Source organism: Mycobacteroides immunogenum (assembly GCF_001605725.1).
Classification (GTDB): Bacteria; Actinomycetota; Actinomycetes; order Mycobacteriales; family Mycobacteriaceae; genus Mycobacterium; species Mycobacterium immunogenum.
On the sequence record NZ_CP011530.1, the window covers coordinates 237,055 to 253,278 of the forward strand.

Here is a 16,224-nt window from a genome sequence, read left to right on the forward strand (position 1 = left end):
CGGAGTCGGCTACGGCTTGATGCGGATCTGGTTCGGCTTCCACAGCCCGCTGTGCACCTGCGAGCCGTACTCGATCTGTGCGGGCTGAGCATCGACGATGGTGTCGAGTTTGCGCAGTGAGCCCCAGTCCCTGCCCCAGTCCTTCGATAAGTAGGTGGGCATCACATGGGCCCGCAGCAGCAGATCGGTGATCCCGAGCAGACCACCGTTCTCGCCGTCCTGCCAGGTGTCGGTGTCCTTGCGCTTTTGGTCGTAGTCCGGGGTGATCCGGAATTCGGGTACCTCGGTGATCCCGTACTGATGCAGCATGGGCTGCTGGCAGGGGAAGACCAGTCCGACGGTCCAGTCCAGCAGCACCGGCCTGGTGCTACCCACGTACTCCTGCAACGACTTCAGCTCCGGCACCCGGGGCGGCGCGAAGGCCAGCCAGTCGCCCGGAGTCAGCGAGCCATCAATCGCGACGATCCGCACGGCGGTCGCGGTGTCGGGGATATCCGAACGCGCGAAGCGCAGATTGCGCCACGACGGCGCGGGCCCCAGGTCATACGGTGTCAGGCGTCCCGTCGGGGTGAACGTGCCGTCCGGACCGGCTGTGCCGTATTCCAATTGCAGGGTCTGTCCGGTCAGCTCGCCCTTCACGTTCTTGGCGGCGATGGTGCCCGCGGCCGTCACCACGACGAGCGGATGGGCGCCGTCGCGTGCGGGCAGCCGGTACCAGTCGGAGGTCACCTTGGCCTGCTGCTGCGGGCCGACGCGGTACGAGCCCACGATCGGGACTCGTGCCGGATCGAGCCCGTAGGGCAGCCGCACCGGGGAGCCGTTGATACCCGGAGTTGGGTAGCGGTCCTTGGAGTCCCAGTCGTAGTCGGTTCCGGGTCGTGAGTCGTTCATCCGGATGGATTCGGCGACGATCTTGTCCGGCACCCCGTCTGCGGTGAAGCCGGAAGGATCGAGGCCGCCCAGCGGTCCCAGCGCGCCGGCGGGTCCGCCGATGGCGGATAGGAAACCGGCGTTGGCATCGGGCTCGACCAGAACGTCATCGGCCAGCCCACACCCACCCGCGAGCTCGCGGATGTTGGCCCAGCCGTTGGAGTACGACGGGTATTGGCGGACAACGCCGATCGCCAGCTGGCAGATGGAGGTGAGCACCATGAACCCGGCGGCCCAGGCCACCGGCGCCGAGGTGATGGACTTGGTGATCCGGTTGTCTGCGTGTCGCGGCGAGAAATGCAGCCAGGCCGCGTAGCCGACGGCAAGGGCAAACAGTGCGAAAAAGATTGTGCTGACGCTTATTCCGGCGACCTTGGGCATGCTGCTGTTGAACGGAATGCCAAAACTGGAGACGTACCACCAGCCGGCGGCACTGGCCCAGCTCAGGGCCAGCACAAAGAGCACCGTCGCCACCACCGCCATCCGGTTGCGGCTCCAGCGCAACACCTGTGGCGAGACCAGCACCGTGGCCAGGGCCGCCACGGCGGCGCCCAAGGCGGCGAAGAGCCCGAAGTGGTGCACCCACTTCGTCGGCGCGAACATCAGGAAGAAGATGGTGCCGAAGACCACGCCCAACACGCGCCAGGCCGGCCCACGGGCGACACCGGGAACGCGCTTGCGGCGCAACAGGATGAACATCGAGATGAACAGGCACGCCGCGATCAGCAGGAAGCCGAAACGCCGGGATACCGAACCGTCGACCGTCGGCAGGAACATGTAGTAGTACCGCAGGTTATCGGTGTACCACGCCTGCGACGGGCCGATGGCGGTGCGAATTCTGGTCGCCTCGAACACCGTTGCCAGCGTTTGATCGGAGAACACCACGGGCAGGATGACGGTTCCGGCGGCCAGCATCGGTGCCACCAGCGGCCAGGTACCCACCTGACGGTGCTTGGTCACGATGATCCGCAGAATGGGGCGGCCACCGGCGAGCAGCGCCGCGACGGCGATCAGGCCGGTCGGCTGAATCCCGAGGGTGAAGGCCGCGGTGATGGTGGCCAGTGCGGCGGGGGTCAGCCGGCGCGAGGTGATGGCGCGCTCGATGAGCACCCAGGTGATCAGCGAGCCGACGGCGATCTGTCCTTCGGGGCGCAGACCGTTGTTGAACGGGAACCAGGACGCCAGCAGTACAAAGCCGGCCGCCCATGCTGCGGGCTTACTGCGTGCGACGGCAGGCCCCAAGCGGGGCAACACTTCCCGGCTGATCAACAGCCAGCAGACCAGTGAGGCGACCAGGTCGGGCAGCCGGATCCACAGGCTGATGTCACTGACCTTGGTCATGATGGCGAGCAGGTTGTAATACCAGCCGAAGGGGTCTTCCGGGCTGCCGAACCAGCGGAAGTAGTTGGCCATGTAGCCGGCGTGCTCGGCGGTACGTGCCATGCCCATCTGGTAGCCGTCGTCCGACGAACCGGCACCTATCACGTACCAGAGCACCAGGGCACTCATGATGACGGTGTCGGTCAGATCGAAACGGCGCCAGCGGGTCGGAATGACGCGCCGCATGCGGTGACCATCGGTCTGGTCGATCCGCCACAGCGCGATCAGCGCGATGATGGTGGAGATGATGGCGCCCACCATCGCGGCGAGCTTGAGAAGCGTTGGACTGGAAGAAAATCGGGTGTCGACATGGGCGGTGAGGCTCAGTCCGGCGGGGGCGGGGCCGCTGAGCTGGGTGAAGACCCCGACAATCTGCGGGCGCAGATTGGGGTCGGGGAATCCGCTACGCAGATCGGCGGACTTGTCGGCCCCATCACCGTGCAGCCCCTCGAACGTCGCGAAGGTGCCCTTGTCCGACGACGTGATGACGATCCGCCGACAGTCGGGCGAGGCCACCTTGGTGCGTGGAACACTCGCGATGACCACATTGCGGTCGGTGATATCGAGGCGTTCCTTGGAGACCCGGACGAAAAGGCTTTGTAGCGCTGCCTCTTTACCTTCGGGGGGTGCGGTGCCCAGGATGACCGCGCCGTCTGCCGGTGCGGAGTTCACCACCGAGCACGGCACGATCACCGTCATGTCCATCGGCGTCTGGGAAATCAGCGGCGCGGTGACGTTGTACAGCCGGCCCTGCTGGGGCCAGTCGAGGGTCGCGGTGGAGACCTTGACCGGCAGCAGCGGGATGGAGACGCTCAGCACAAATCCGAGCAGGCCGAAAACGGTTGCCGTCCAGCGCGCGATGTACAGCTTGCGGGCCTCGGGTGAGGTGTCTGTCACGGAATTCTCTGTCATGGCAGGGCTCGAATCGGTCCTTTACGGGTCCAGCCGTTCACGACGACAGTGCCCTCGGTGAGTTGTGCGTTGGGTGCCAGATTCGGAGCCACGATGGGCTCGTACTTCTCGATCGAGCCCCAGTCGCGGTACCAGTCGTTGCGCAGATATGTGGGCACCGAAGAGGTGCGCAACAGTGCGGTGGTGAACATGAACGGTCCACCGTCCTCGGCCGACATCCACATGTTCGAGGAGGTGGCCACCTGCTTGTGCTCGGGCATCACCCGGAACTTGGGCAGTTCGGCCAACCCGAGGCGCTCGCTGAAGGGCCGTTGGCAGGGGAAGTTCTGTGCCACAGCCATATCCAGTAGTACCGGGGTGTCGGAGCCGAGTAGGTCCTGCGCGGTCTTCAGGGTCGGCACCCGCGGTGGGGTGAACGCCAGCCACTGGTCACTGGACAGGTTCGGATCATCGGCGACGATGCGGACGGCATTGGCCCCGGGCGGTGCGGTCTTGGTGGGGAACCTGAGGTTTCGCCACACCGTTTGTGGCCCAATGTCAATGGGGTAGTCCTGGCGGAGCGGCTTGAACCCGCCGGGGCTCTGCGGATCGTGGACACCCCATTCCAGCTTGAGCTGCTGGCCGTAGTTGATCTCGGGGCTGAAGGTGCCGTCCTGCTGGAACGACCAGATGGCACCCGCCGCCGAGATCACCACCAGTGGGCGATCGGGGCTGGGCGGGGGAAGCTCGTACCAGGACGATTTGAGGTGTGCGGCAATGGTGTTCTCGCCGTAGCTGCCCATCACCGGGGTACGGGCCGGGTCCAGCCCGAACGGCAGCAGCATGCTGGAGCCGTTGATGCCGGTGGGGCCGACCCCGCCGGTGGTTCCGGCCGCGTCGCTGACCTCCATGATCGGTGCGTTCGGCGAGGCGTCGGAATTCACCAGACCGGGCTTGCCGACGACGGGCAGGGACGTCATGCCGATGCGTACCCCGTCCGGGACGAAGCCGACGGGATCAATGCCTCCGAGTGGGCCGTACTTACCTGCCTGCTGTCCCGGAACCGGTTGCAGCAGACCCTCGTTGGCGTCGGGTTCCACCAGCACGTCGCGCGCCATGGCGCAGGGATCGCTGCCGGTGAGCGCCAACAGGTTGGCCTTGCCGGTGGTGTAGGAATCGCTGCGTGCGTAGACGCCCTTGGCCATCGAGGTGACCTCGAGAATCACCATGATGGCGGCGACGATCATCAGCGGGGTGGAGGCCAGGAGGCGGTTGCGGCGGGTGTTCTCGACCTCGGTGTGCCCGGCGTAGTCCAGGCGGAAGTGCAGCCAGCCGGCGATCAGCGCGGTGACGACAGAGAGCGCCAGGAACATGTTGGTCACCGGGTGGCTGGCGATCACCGGTTGCTTGTCGAACCACGGCACGCCGTAGTTGCCCACGTAGAACCAGCCGTTGATGCCCGAGGTCGCCCAAGCCAGGATGAACAGCAGCGCGGTCACGTACAACGCCAGGTTGCGCCGTGAGTGCAGCCCGACGCGGGCGAAGGTGAATGCCGCGACCGCCCCGAGTGCACCGGCCAGCCCGGCGAAGATGCCGAATTGGATGGCCCACTTGGTGGGGGTGAAGGTGAGCAGCAGCAGCCCGATCGCGGTGCTGCCGAGCAGGCGCCACACCGGCCCGCTGGCCAGTCCCGGCAGTACCCCGCGGCGCAGCAGTACCGCGAGCGTGCCGAAGAGGCAGAGCAGCAGGATGAAGACCGCGATGCGACGGGTCAGCGAGCCGTCGACATTGGATTCGACGGTCAGGAAGTAGTACCGCAGAAATTCCTGGTACCAGGCGATCGTCGGGCCGACCACATATTTGATGCGCGCGGATTCGGCGACGGTGGCCAGGGTCTGGTCCCGGAAGGTGAAGGCGAGGACTCCGGCGACCGAGGCCGCCAAGACGGCGATCGGGGTGAAGCGTCCGTATCGCGCCCGGCGCACCGCGACCACGCGGGCGATGGCGCGCCCGCCGGCCAGCAGCGGTCCCAGCGCGATGAGGCCTTGTGGCGCGACCGTGGCGGCCAGGAGAGCCACCACGATGGCCAGTGCGGCGGGGGACAGGCGGCGGGTGGCGATGGAGCGCTCCACCAGGGTCCAGGTGAGGACGGTGCCGAACACGATGATGGGCTCGGGCCGCAGTCCGTTGTTGAACGGGAGCCAGGCGGTGAGGAAGACCAGTGCGGCGGTCCATACGGCGGTGCGGCTGGCGGCGAGTTGCTCGCCCAGTCGCGGCAGCATCTTCTTACGCAGGATGTACCAGGTGCCGATGCCGGCCAGGGTGGCGGGCAACCGCATCCACACGCCGACCGTGCTCACCTGCGTGAGCCAGCTCAAAAGTGTTGCGTACCAATCGAATGGGGATGCGGTGGCGCCGAAGTAACGGTAGTACTCGGCGACGTACCCGGCCTGATGGGCCACGCGTGCCTCGACCAGGACATTGCCGTCGTCGGAGGTGATGGCACCGATGACATGCCAAAGCAGAAGTGTGCCAACGACTCCGATATCGGCGACGCCATTGGTCAGCAGCGCGGCGCGCCCCGGTAGGCGGAAGGATCGTTTGGGGAGCTTGCGCCCGCTGCGCTCCAGCACGGCCAGCGCGGCGATCGAGATGGCCACCGCGGCAATGCCGAGCACCATGGCCGCGAGCTTCGCAGTGGTCGGGCTGCTGATGAACCTGGTGTCGACGACGACGTGGGCGGTCGGTCCGCCTGCCGCGGGCACCTTGAGATCGGTGAACAGGCCAGTAATTTGAGGCTTGTTCTCGATGGCCAGAGTTCCGTTGGCATTGGGTAACCCGGCGAAGTTGGCGCCCACACCGCCGGCATTGGCCCAGATATCCAGGGAGCTGCAGCCGCCGGATTCCACCGCCTTGCGGGGTGCGACGGTCGCCACGTTATCGCGAAAGGCGACGACCACCAGGTCGGCGGTGGCGCGGACGAATAACGCGTGCCGGCTTGCCTCGAAGCCGCCGTCGGGACTGGTGGACAGCACCACGCCGCCGCTGGCGGGCAGAGTCGCGATGGCTGTGCACGGAATGTGTGCCTCGAAGGACAGCGGGGCGCCCGATACCAACGGCGCCGTGATGCTGGTGATGTTCCCGTCGGCATTGACCCCTTGGGGCCAGTTGATATCGACGGTGGACTGACGGACCGGCAGCAGGGGAACAAGCACGCATAGCAGCACACCGATAGTGGCCGCGGCCAGAGAAATCAGACGTGCCCGTTGGGCTGTACCTGCTGTCGCGGACTGTGAAAGCTGCGAAGGCACGAGGGCGATGGTATGTGACGAAGCTTCCCGCACCGGAACGCAGCGCGCTCGGTTGGCCGGATTGAGACCTCAAAAACCCGATACCTATTGATACCTCGATTAAAGTATCGAAAAGTATCCGCCGTGTCGGACCCGTCTGATACCTATTGATACAAGTCGAAGAAGTATCACGTGAGGATCCGGCATGCAGCCCAGCCCGTACACGCCAGGCCAGGTGGCGCGGGAGGTCGTCGGCCGCGCCGAACAGCTCGCGGAGATCGGCGAGCGGCTGATGTACATGGCGGAGCTGGGGCGGCTGATCGGGCGCATCCGTGTCGATACCGGTCCACGCGGTGTGGGAAAGACCTCACTGCTGCGTGAGGTCCAGCGTGAGGCCGAGGCGCGCGGCGTGGTGACGGTGTGGGTCACGGCAGGTGGCGACGAGCCGCTCGTGGCGGCGATCGCCGCCCAGATTCGTGGCCGCACCGCGGGGTGGAAGAAGAAGTCGCGCGGCCGGCTATTGCGGGCCGTCGATCAGGTGAGCATCACCGCCGGGGTACCCGGAGTCGCTCAGGTCGGTGCGACGGTCAAACCGTCGCAGTCCACCGACGGATCGGCGGGCGAGCCGTCGTTCAAGGAATTGATCCTCGAGACCGTCAAGGCGGCGCGCGAGGAGGGGCATCGGGGCCTGGTGCTGTTGATCGACGAGGTCCAGGACGCCGATAGGCAGGGGCTGCGCACGCTAGCTGTCACCTGGCAGGACCTGCAGGCCGAAGCGGATACGCTGCCCGCCGGGGTGTTCGCGGCCGGCCTGCCGCAGACGCCGGAGATCATCAGTGCGGCAGCCACATTCAGTGAGCGGTTCGCCTATCGCACCTTGCACCGGCTCGGTCCCGACGCGTCTCGGGTCGCGCTCGTCAAACCCGCCGGTCAGGTTGGTGTGGACTGGGACCCGGACGCTCTCGAAGCGGTGATCGCGCAGACCAACGGATATCCGCACACGCTGCAGCTATATGCCGACGCCGCCTGGGCGCGCGCCGGATATCCGGATCCGGGCGGCCGGATTCGAACGTCCGATGTGGAGCATGCCGCCCGGCAGGTCGCCGAGGATATGGACGCGCTTTTTCGCGCACGCTGGAACAACGCCACCCCGGTGCAGCGGCGATTCATGTCTGCGATGGCGCAGTCGTTGACCGCTGACCGGGTGGCCAGCCGGTCCGATATCGCGACCGTGATGGGGCGGGATTCGCGAGCGATCAGTGCCGCCCGTGCCGGGCTCATCGACAAGGGACTCATCGCCGTCGCCGGTCATGGTCTGCTGGAGTTCAGCATCCCCGGCTTCGCGGAATTCGTTCACGCACAGGACGACTAACCGCCTCGTGACTAGCCGCCCCATCGACACGCCGTATCCTGCGTTTCGCACCCGAGAAACGCGTCAGAAACCGTAGTCTCGGCGCCCGATCAGTCGTTGTGCGGCGACTTCTCCCGGACCGCTCCCGAGCGTTCGCATTTCGGATCGACCTTGACCGGGTGGTGCGGACAGGGCTCGTCGTCCGCTGGTTTCGCGTGGCTGGGAAACGCTGTCAGCAGGTATGACGCCAGGGATGCGGTGACCAGAAACTGCCAGGCGATTTGTCGCAACACGGGCCGCACCTTCCTTGGGGATGTCTTTACTGACAACTCCCATTGAAGGCGGCGGGCGTGTTACTGGGTTCCGATAAATTGCCAGTTTTTATCGCAAATCAGCCAAGCGTCGAGGGGTGGGTCAACGGCTCTTGCGCAGCGGTCCTGGTGTCCAGAGTCCGCTGTGTACGGCCGTGCCGAGCTGCAGCTGCGCCTCGGTCGCGTTTCGGTAGTACGGCGTGAACCGCTGCAGGGCACCCCAATCGCGGAACCAGTCGTTCTGCAGATAGGTGGGCACGGGGGTGGCCTTCAACAGCAGTTCGGTGATGCCCAGCGGGCCTCCGCCCAGGTAGTCCATCACCGGCGAGTTGGCTTCCGCGCCGAAGCGATCGGGCAGGATGCGCCACTTCGGTATCTCGATGACCCCGTTCTTGTGATCGAACGGACGCTGGCATGGGAAGGCGAGCCCCACCAGCCAATCCAGGAATACCGGGTCGGAGCCGACGACTGCTTGTAGTGAGCGCAGTGACGGTACCCGCGGCGGGGTGATCGCCACCCAGTGCTGCGGCGCCAGGTCGTCATCGGTGACCAGCAGCCGGATGCGAGTGGCCTGTGTCGGGATGGCGTCGCGCGACATCCGCAGGTTCCGCCAAGCCGGAGAAGGCCCTAGGTCAGCAAAGGAGATGGCGCCCAAGACCTTTCCGTCCTCGCCGGCGAACTGCACCTGCAGCTCGACCGGGTCGAACCGGCCCGCGGCCGCCAGTACCAGCAGCGGTTTGGTGGCGTCCTTGGGAGGCAGCCGGTACCACGCCGACAGCAGCCGGGCCGAGCGCTGCGGCCCCACCTGATAGCTACCCATGACCGGTGTGGTCTCGGGTTTCAGGTCGAAGGGCAGACGGGCGCGCGAGCCGTTGACACCCGCGGCAATGGTGGTGCCGCCCTCGGTGTCCTGACTGCCGTTGGCATTGCCGCTTTTGTCGCGCTCGACGAAGCTGTCGGAGTTCTGCGGGTTGTTCTCCTCATCGGCCGACACATCGGACGGAATTCCGTTGGGGTCGAACATGATGTTGGTGTCCGCGGCCAGCGCTTGCCCAATCGGGGCATCGATGGGTTGCAGCATGCCGGCGTTGGGGTCCTCTTCGACCAGGACGTCGTTGGCCAATCCGCAGCCGTTCCCGCGCAGCGCGTCGAGGTTGGAACGTCCGACCGACCAGGCGGGGTACTGGTTGATCATGCCTGCGGTCAGGGAGAAGATCGACCAAATCACCACGATCCAGGTGCCCACGGCCAGCGGAGATTCCGCGATACGTGCCAGCACCGGATGCACGGGCGTGCGGCCCGGGTGGTCGCGGCCCGTGAAATGCATCCATGCCGCAGCCAGGATGGCGAGAACCGAGAGCCCGAAGAACACGGTGCTGATACCGAAGTGCCACTGCGGGAAGGAATTTGACCATGGTACGCCGAAGTTTGAGACGTACCACCAGCCGTTCACGCTGGAGAACGACAGCGACAGCACGAACAACACGATCGCGGCGTAGAGCGTGCGGTTACGCGGCGAGCGCATGGCCGCGGCGGTTACCGCCACCGCCGCCAGCGCGCCCAGCGACCCGGCGAGACCGGCGAACACGCCGAAGTGGTGGGTCCACTTGGTGGGGGTGAACATGATGGCGACGAACGAGATCAGGGTGATACCGATGATCCGCCGGCTGGGCCCGCTGGCGGTGCCGGGGATCTTGTTCTTGCGCAAGGTCATTGCCACGGCCACACCGAGGGCGATGATCAGGGCCAGCACCGGGAATCGGCGTGAGATGGCGCCGTCGGTGGTGGGCAGGAACAGTCGTTCGTACCTGACGTGCTCATCGAACCAGTTCAGCGACGGGCCGACGGCGGACTTGAGGGCGTTGGCCTGGATCTCGCCGATCAGCGTCTGATCGCGGAAGATGACGACCAGCGTCACCAGTCCGGCGGCCAGGATCGGTGCCAGCAGGGCCGCATAGCCGAAGCGTTTCGCACGCTTGGACACGATGGTGCGCAGCGGCCCGATGGCGACCAGCAGTGCGCCGATGGATGCGATACCGGTCGGCCCGGAGAACAGGGTGAGTGCACCGATGATGCACGCGGCCGCGGCGGGGAGTAACCGGTTGGTGGCGATGGATCGTTCGACCGAGCACCACGTCAGCAGGATGCCCAGCGCGATGATCGGTTCGGGCCGCAGGCCGTTGTTGAACGGCAGCCAGAACGCCAGGAACATGGCCGCCGCGGTCCAGGGCACCACCGGGTTGGTGCGGGCGGCGTGGCCCAGCCGGGGAATGACCTCGCGGCTGATGACCGCCCAGCACAGGAGTCCCATGGCCAGGGTGGGCAGCCGCATCCAGACGCTGGCCGTGCTGACATGCGCCCAGATGGTCAGCAGGTCGTAATACCAGCCGAACGGCGACTCGGGTGTGCCGAACCAGCGGTAGTAGTTGGCCATGTAGCCCGAGTGCTCGGCGACGCGGGCCATGGTGAGGATGTAGCCGTCGTCGGAGGTATTGGCGCCGACGAAATGCCACCAGACCAGCACCGCCCCGACGAGCGCGTCGAGCGGGCGGGGCTTCCACCAGCCCTCGGGCATGAAGCGCTTGTGCCGTCGCCCGTCGGCCGTGTCCAGGGTGTGCAGCGCGACCAGTGAGATGGCGGTCAGCAGGACGCCCAGGATCATCGCGATGAACTTGAGGACGGTGGGCGAGCTGCTATAGCGGGTGTCGATGGTGGCCGAGAGCTTCAGGCCCTCGGGGGCGGGTCCGGACAGGTCGGTGAAGATGCCCACGATCTGCGGCCGGAAGTCATAGCCGCCCCGCTCACCGGCACGGGGCTGCCCGGGCCTGGCGTCCTTGGGGCCTTGGGTGAGGCCGACGAAGGTGCCGGTCACCTTGTCCGAGTGCGCGCTCACCTCGAGTCGCTGGCAATTGGGGCCCAGAACTTCGGAGAAGGGCGCCGAGACCACCGGCACGTTGCGCACGATCACCACGAGGTCGCCGCCGCTGCGCTGGATCAGCATGCCGCGGTCCACCGCGTTGGGCGCCTGCTTGGGCACGGTGGACAGCAGCACGTTGTTGTGCCCGTCGAGCCCCCTGGCCGCCGCGCAGGGCACCGTGATGGTCAGGTCGGTGGGTACGTATCCGATGAGTGGGGCATCGACGCTGGCGAGGGTGTTGTTCTGCGGCCAGTTCAGCTGCGCGATGTCCTGGCGGACCGGTAGCAGCGGGGTCGCGACAGCCAGCAGTACGCCCAGGAAACCCGTGACGATAGCGATCAGTCGGGCCCTGCGGTAGTCGCCGTCGCCGTTCCCGGCGACCTTTTCCGTCGCGTTGCCCTCAACCGTCACGGAGGAAGATGTTAGTTGGCGTGCAAAGAGCCCCTTGCGCGACGAGCGCTAAGCGTGCGGTGGGACCCGCACCACGAGCACGAAGGGGCCGATGGTGCGGACGGTGAATCGGGGGTCAGCGAACAGCTGCTTGTTCAGCGTGACGGTGTACCGCTTGACGTTCGGCTGGTTGGGATAGACGTCCTTGGCGAGCCGTAACGAGTAGTTGTCGCCGGATTGGCGCATCAGCAGAACAGTCGGGGCACGCCAGGGCAGCGTGTCGAGCGCACGGACCATCTCATCGGCGGTGTGCAGGTTTTCCCAGCTTTTGATCGCGGCCGCGCGCTTGTCGAACTGTGCCAGCGGGTTCGCGTAATGCGGGGTGAGTCCCTGGAAGCCGTAGTAGGGATAGAACGCCAGGAAGCTGTAATCGGCGGTCAGCACCACGGTCTCATCGCGCGGCTTACCGGTGAGCTCGGTGATCGCCTTGTCGATGGCGCCGTAGTGGCTTTCCGGGCCCGGCGGCCGGCGGTCGGCGCGTTGTCCGGTGCCGTCGGTGTCGGCATAGGCGATGACGATGTCATTGCGGAGCACGTTGGGGATGTCCTGGCTGAAGGCAAGGGCGCCGGCCAGGCCGACGACGGTGGCGACCAGCGTGGCGTGTCTGGTGCGTTTCGCCGCGACCGCCGCGACCTCCAAGAAGGCGAACACCCCGGCAGCGGCCAGCAGCACGGTGAGGGTGGGCACCAGCCGGAAGGAGAGCAAGGTGGTCTTGGCGAGGGTGGCCAGCATGGACAGCAGCGACCACAGGTACACCGAGGTCACCCCGATGGCGAGGGCACCGGCCCGCACCGAGGTACGCGCCCGTGCCACCAGCCACACGGTGCCGATCAGGCACAGACCGCCCAGCATGGTGGGCTGCAGCATCGGAAAGGACAGCTCGGCACCGTCATTGGGTAGGTAGTGCTGTGCTGAGGCGGCCTTCTCCAAAGACGCGTGGGATACCGCGAAGAGATACGGGCCCCAGAACACCAGGGCGATCGCGACAGCGATCCCCGCGATGGCGAGCCAGCGCAACAGCGGTTCCTTGAGCGCGGGCCACCAGCCGTCCCGCCGGATGCGGCCGAGCGCCACCACCGCTGCGGCCACGGTGACGGCCAGCGCGCCGAACGCGGTGAGCAGCGTGTAGAACAGTGCCGCGAATCCCAGGAACACACCCGTCCCGATGACGGCGCCCCATCCGTTACCCGCCGGCGCGCGCAGCGCGCTGTAGCCCAGCACCAGGACCGGTGGCAGCAGCACCGTGACGATCGCGCCGTACGGCTCGGCGGACGCGTAGGCCAGCGTGACGGCGGCGGTCGCGGTGCTCACGATGAGTGCGTATTCGAAACGGATCATCTTGTTCCACAAGATGAATGCCGCGCAGGCCGCGATCGCCAGGGAGGTGACGGCCCACGGTTTGTACAGCTCCCAGCCGGCGGTGCCGGTGAGCGCCGCCAGGCGCCCGCCGATCCAGAACCAGCCGGCCGGATAGAACGGCGGCATATCCGGGTAGGTCATATCGTGCAGCGCGGGCGAGTCGGTGAAGCGCGTCAGGTATTCGGTGCGGAACTGCTGATCCACCGAGATGCCGAATAGGTAGAGCTTGGTGGCCCCCAGCGGCATACCGATGGTCACCACGGTGAACAGCGATAAGCAGAGCAAGGAACACAGCTTCGCGACGAGTTGACGGCCAGTCCGCCAGAGCACTCCGGCTAGTACCAATCCGGCGATGGCGCCGAATTGGCCGACCGTGGTCAGTGCGTGCAGCTGATTGGACGACCCGAAGGCAGGCCACTCCACACGTGCGATCGCGAGCAGCCCGATGGCGCTGACCACGGCCGCCGTGACGACGGCGAGCGTCAGGTCCTTAGTGGTGTCCAGTACGTGCCGACGCGACTCCGAGGTCATCTGGGCTGTCATCTCGACGTGGTTACACGGGCAACTTGCGGAAAATGGGGCGCGGAACGTGACGCAGCACGGACATCACGAAGCGCCACTGACCCGGTGCCCAGATCAGCTCCTTGCCGGCGGCGGCCGAGGCCACCACCAGCTCGGCGATCTCTTCCTTGTCCACCGTGAACGGTGCCTCCTTGGCGCCGGTGGCCTGCCAATGCTCGATGGTCGTGGTGGTGCGCACCTGGCCCGGGCGGACCACCAGCACGCGAACACCGAACTCGCGCAATGCTTCTCCCAGTCCGAGGTAGAAGCCGTCGAGGCCTGCCTTGGTGGATCCGTAGACAAAGTTGGAGCGGCGGACCCGCTCGCCGGCCACGGAGGACATCGCGATGACCTGGCCGAAACCTTGCGCCTTCATCTTCTGGCCGATCAACACGCCTACCGACACGGCCGCGGTGTAGTTGACCTGAGCGCTCAGCACTGCCTTGGCCTGGTCCTGCCACAGTTCCTCGGCATCCCCGAGAATGCCGAAGGCGACAATGGCGACATCCACATCGCCCTGGGCCCAAGCGGATTCGATCAGCGCCGGGTGGCTCTTGGTGTCGACGGCGTCGAAGTCCAGGTACTCGACGGACTTGGCGCCCGCGGCCTCGATCTGGGCGATGGCGGCTGCGCGCTTGGGGGCATTCGGCAGGTCGGCCAGGATGACGCGAGCCTTGGCGTTCTTGAGGTAGCGCTCGACGATGGCCAGGCCGATCTCCGAGGTGCCGCCGAGCAGCAGGATGGTCTGGGGGTTACCCGTGGCGTCAATCATGTTGTCTTCCTTGTGAATTCTTAAAGCAGTTCGAGTCGGCGGGCCATATCGGAGGCGAACACGCCATGTGGGTCGGCCTTGCGCCGGGTGGCAATCCACTCGTCGACCCGCGGGTACATCTTGTGGAATTTCTCCGCGCTCACCCGGGAATCCTTGGCGGTGTAGACCCGGCCGCCGAACTCCATGGCCCGGTTGTCGAGTTCGTTGAGGAACTCATTGACACCGGGCTTGTTTGGGAAGTCCATCGCGACGTTCCAGCCCTTCATCGGGAAGCTCAGCGGCGCTTTGTTTCCCGGACCGAACAGCTTGAAGACGTTGAGCGCCGAGTACTGGCCCTGGGTCTGGATCCAGCGGATGATGCCCTTGAACTCCTCGAGCGCGTCGGGCGGAACCAGGAACTGGTGCTGCGCGAAACCTGCTGGGCCGTAGGCATATTGCCAGCCGGTGGTGATATCCAGCATGTGATAGAACTGCGTCAGGTTGACGATCTTGCCCTGGTAGTTCCCGCTCATCCGGTAGAACGCCTCACCGATCGCCATGAGCGACGGCTTGATCATGAAGTTGATCGGGAACAGGTCGGGGAACCCGGGCAGCTGCGGCGCGCTGAACTTCAGCGGGTCCTTGGCCAGCTTCGGCGGCAGTTGATCCAGCTTGGCCAGACTTCCCCGGCTGACGGCGGCGCGGCCCAGCTTGGGCGGCGGGTTGATCAGGTCGAACCACGCGCTCGAGTAGGTGTAGTTGTCCTCGGTGCCGTCCTGGTGCACGGCGATGGTCTCGTCCAGGTCGCGGGTGGCCACCCCGTCGGCGATGAAGTACGCCGTCTCGGTGCGGGTCATCGCGATGCGGGCACGCACCACGATCCCGGTCAAGCCATTGCCGCCGACAGTGGCCCAGAACAGCTCGCTGTCGGGGCCGTCGGGGGTGATGGTGCGCACGTCGCCGTCGGCCATCAACAGATCCAGGGACACGACGTGGTTGCCGAAGCTGCCCGCGCTGTGGTGGTTCTTGCCGTGGATGTCGGAGCCGATGGCACCGCCCACGGTGACCTGCCTGGTACCCGGCAGCACCGGCACCCACAGGCCGAAGGGCAGCGCGGCCTTCATCAGCTGATCAAGGCTCACACCGGCGTCCACGTCGGCGATCGCGGTTTCGGCGCTGATCGAATGCACCCGGTTCAGCGGCGTCATATCGACGACGATGCCGCCGCCGTTGCAGGCGTGATCGCCGTAGGAGCGGCCCAGGCCGCGCGCGACGATGCCGCGGCGCAAATGGGCGGGGCTGCTGGAGCTCGCGTCGGCAACCCGGCGCACGGCCTCGGCAATGACGTCGACGTCGGGGGTGGAGAGCACATGCGCCACGGTGGGCGCGGTGCGGCCGAACCCGGTCAGGGCGCGGGGCGTGAGAGGTAGCTCGGACTTCGGAGTTGTCATCGGTAATTGAGCGTAGCGGCTCAGCGGATCCGGAAGATCACCGCGCGCTGGACGACGAAGTTGATGACAGTCGCGGTGCCCTGCGCGATGACGAAGGCCACGGGCACCCGCCACGGCTTGTCCTCGAACTGCATATAGAACAGGTAATTGATACCGACCTGAACGGCGTAGGTGAGGCCGTAGAGGGCCATCACCGCGATGAACTTGGCACGGCTGGGTTCGGCTTGGAACGTCCAGCGCCGGTTGATCAGGTACGCGGTGGTGGTTCCCGCCACAAAACTAAGGGACTTGGCAACGTTGACCTGCAGCCCAAGGTGCAGGAACAGCACATACAGGCCGAAATCGACGATGGCAGAAAGTCCGCCGGTGATGACGAAACGGGCCGCCTGCGTGGTCAGCGGCAGCGGCGCCTGTTCGGCTGAGGCATCTGACACGGGCCAGAGCCTATGCCAGGTTCCCGGTACCGGCGCTCATCGCGGAGCGCGGGCATGAACTTTCGCGCGCGGGTAGGGTCGCGAAGGATTGCTGGAACATCGACATATGAGGGGCAGCTATGACGACTCCACAGCACGGACGGCACGA

9 protein-coding genes are annotated in these 16,224 nt (G+C 66.1%); 1 reads left to right on the top strand and 8 read right to left on the bottom strand.

What is annotated here, in order from left to right; all coding sequences use genetic code 11:
* Positions 1–9 precede the first annotated feature (9 nt).
* Together ABG82_RS01165 and ABG82_RS01170 are read right to left on the bottom strand one after the other, a co-directional pair.
* Complete coding sequence (locus ABG82_RS01165; RefSeq protein ID WP_043077389.1) at positions 10–3,222, bottom strand: arabinosyltransferase domain-containing protein; 3,213 nt, start codon at positions 3,220–3,222, stop codon at positions 10–12.
* Entirely contained in the window at positions 3,219–6,512 is a 3,294-nt protein-coding gene (locus tag ABG82_RS01170) for an arabinosyltransferase domain-containing protein (RefSeq protein ID WP_043077388.1), read from the bottom strand. The genes ABG82_RS01165 and ABG82_RS01170 overlap by 4 nt, the downstream gene beginning before the upstream one ends.
* Positions 6,513–6,696: 184 nt before the next feature.
* Between ABG82_RS01170 and ABG82_RS01175 the strand changes: the two genes are divergently transcribed.
* Positions 6,697–7,863: an ATP-binding protein gene (locus ABG82_RS01175; protein ID WP_043077387.1), complete on the top strand. Its 1,167-nt coding sequence runs from the start codon at positions 6,697–6,699 to the stop codon at positions 7,861–7,863.
* A gap of 89 nt (positions 7,864–7,952) precedes the next feature.
* On the opposite strand, the gene ABG82_RS01180 is transcribed toward ABG82_RS01175, so the two are convergent.
* The 6 genes from ABG82_RS01180 to ABG82_RS01205 form a co-directional block, all read right to left on the bottom strand.
* A complete protein-coding gene (locus tag ABG82_RS01180; protein ID WP_043077386.1) occupies positions 7,953–8,135 on the bottom strand; it encodes a hypothetical protein in 183 nt (60 codons plus the stop codon).
* Positions 8,136–8,256: 121 nt separating this feature from the next.
* On the bottom strand, positions 8,257–11,481 hold the full coding sequence (locus ABG82_RS01185; protein WP_043077385.1) for an arabinosyltransferase domain-containing protein: 3,225 nt from the start codon (positions 11,479–11,481) through the stop codon (positions 8,257–8,259).
* A 48-nt stretch (positions 11,482–11,529) separates the two neighbouring features.
* On the bottom strand, positions 11,530–13,422 hold the full coding sequence (locus ABG82_RS01190; protein ID WP_043077384.1) for a galactan 5-O-arabinofuranosyltransferase: 1,893 nt from the start codon (positions 13,420–13,422) through the stop codon (positions 11,530–11,532).
* A 10-nt stretch (positions 13,423–13,432) separates the two neighbouring features.
* A complete protein-coding gene (locus tag ABG82_RS01195) occupies positions 13,433–14,212 on the bottom strand; it encodes a decaprenylphospho-beta-D-erythro-pentofuranosid-2-ulose 2-reductase (RefSeq protein WP_043077383.1) in 780 nt (259 codons plus the stop codon).
* 20 nt (positions 14,213–14,232) lie between these two features.
* Positions 14,233–15,642 (bottom strand): FAD-binding oxidoreductase, encoded by a 1,410-nt coding sequence (locus ABG82_RS01200; protein WP_043077382.1) that lies wholly within the window; start codon positions 15,640–15,642, stop codon positions 14,233–14,235.
* Between the two features lie 20 nt (positions 15,643–15,662).
* Entirely contained in the window at positions 15,663–16,076 is a 414-nt protein-coding gene (locus tag ABG82_RS01205; protein ID WP_043077381.1) for a GtrA family protein, read from the bottom strand.
* Between the last annotated feature and the right edge of the window lie 148 nt (positions 16,077–16,224).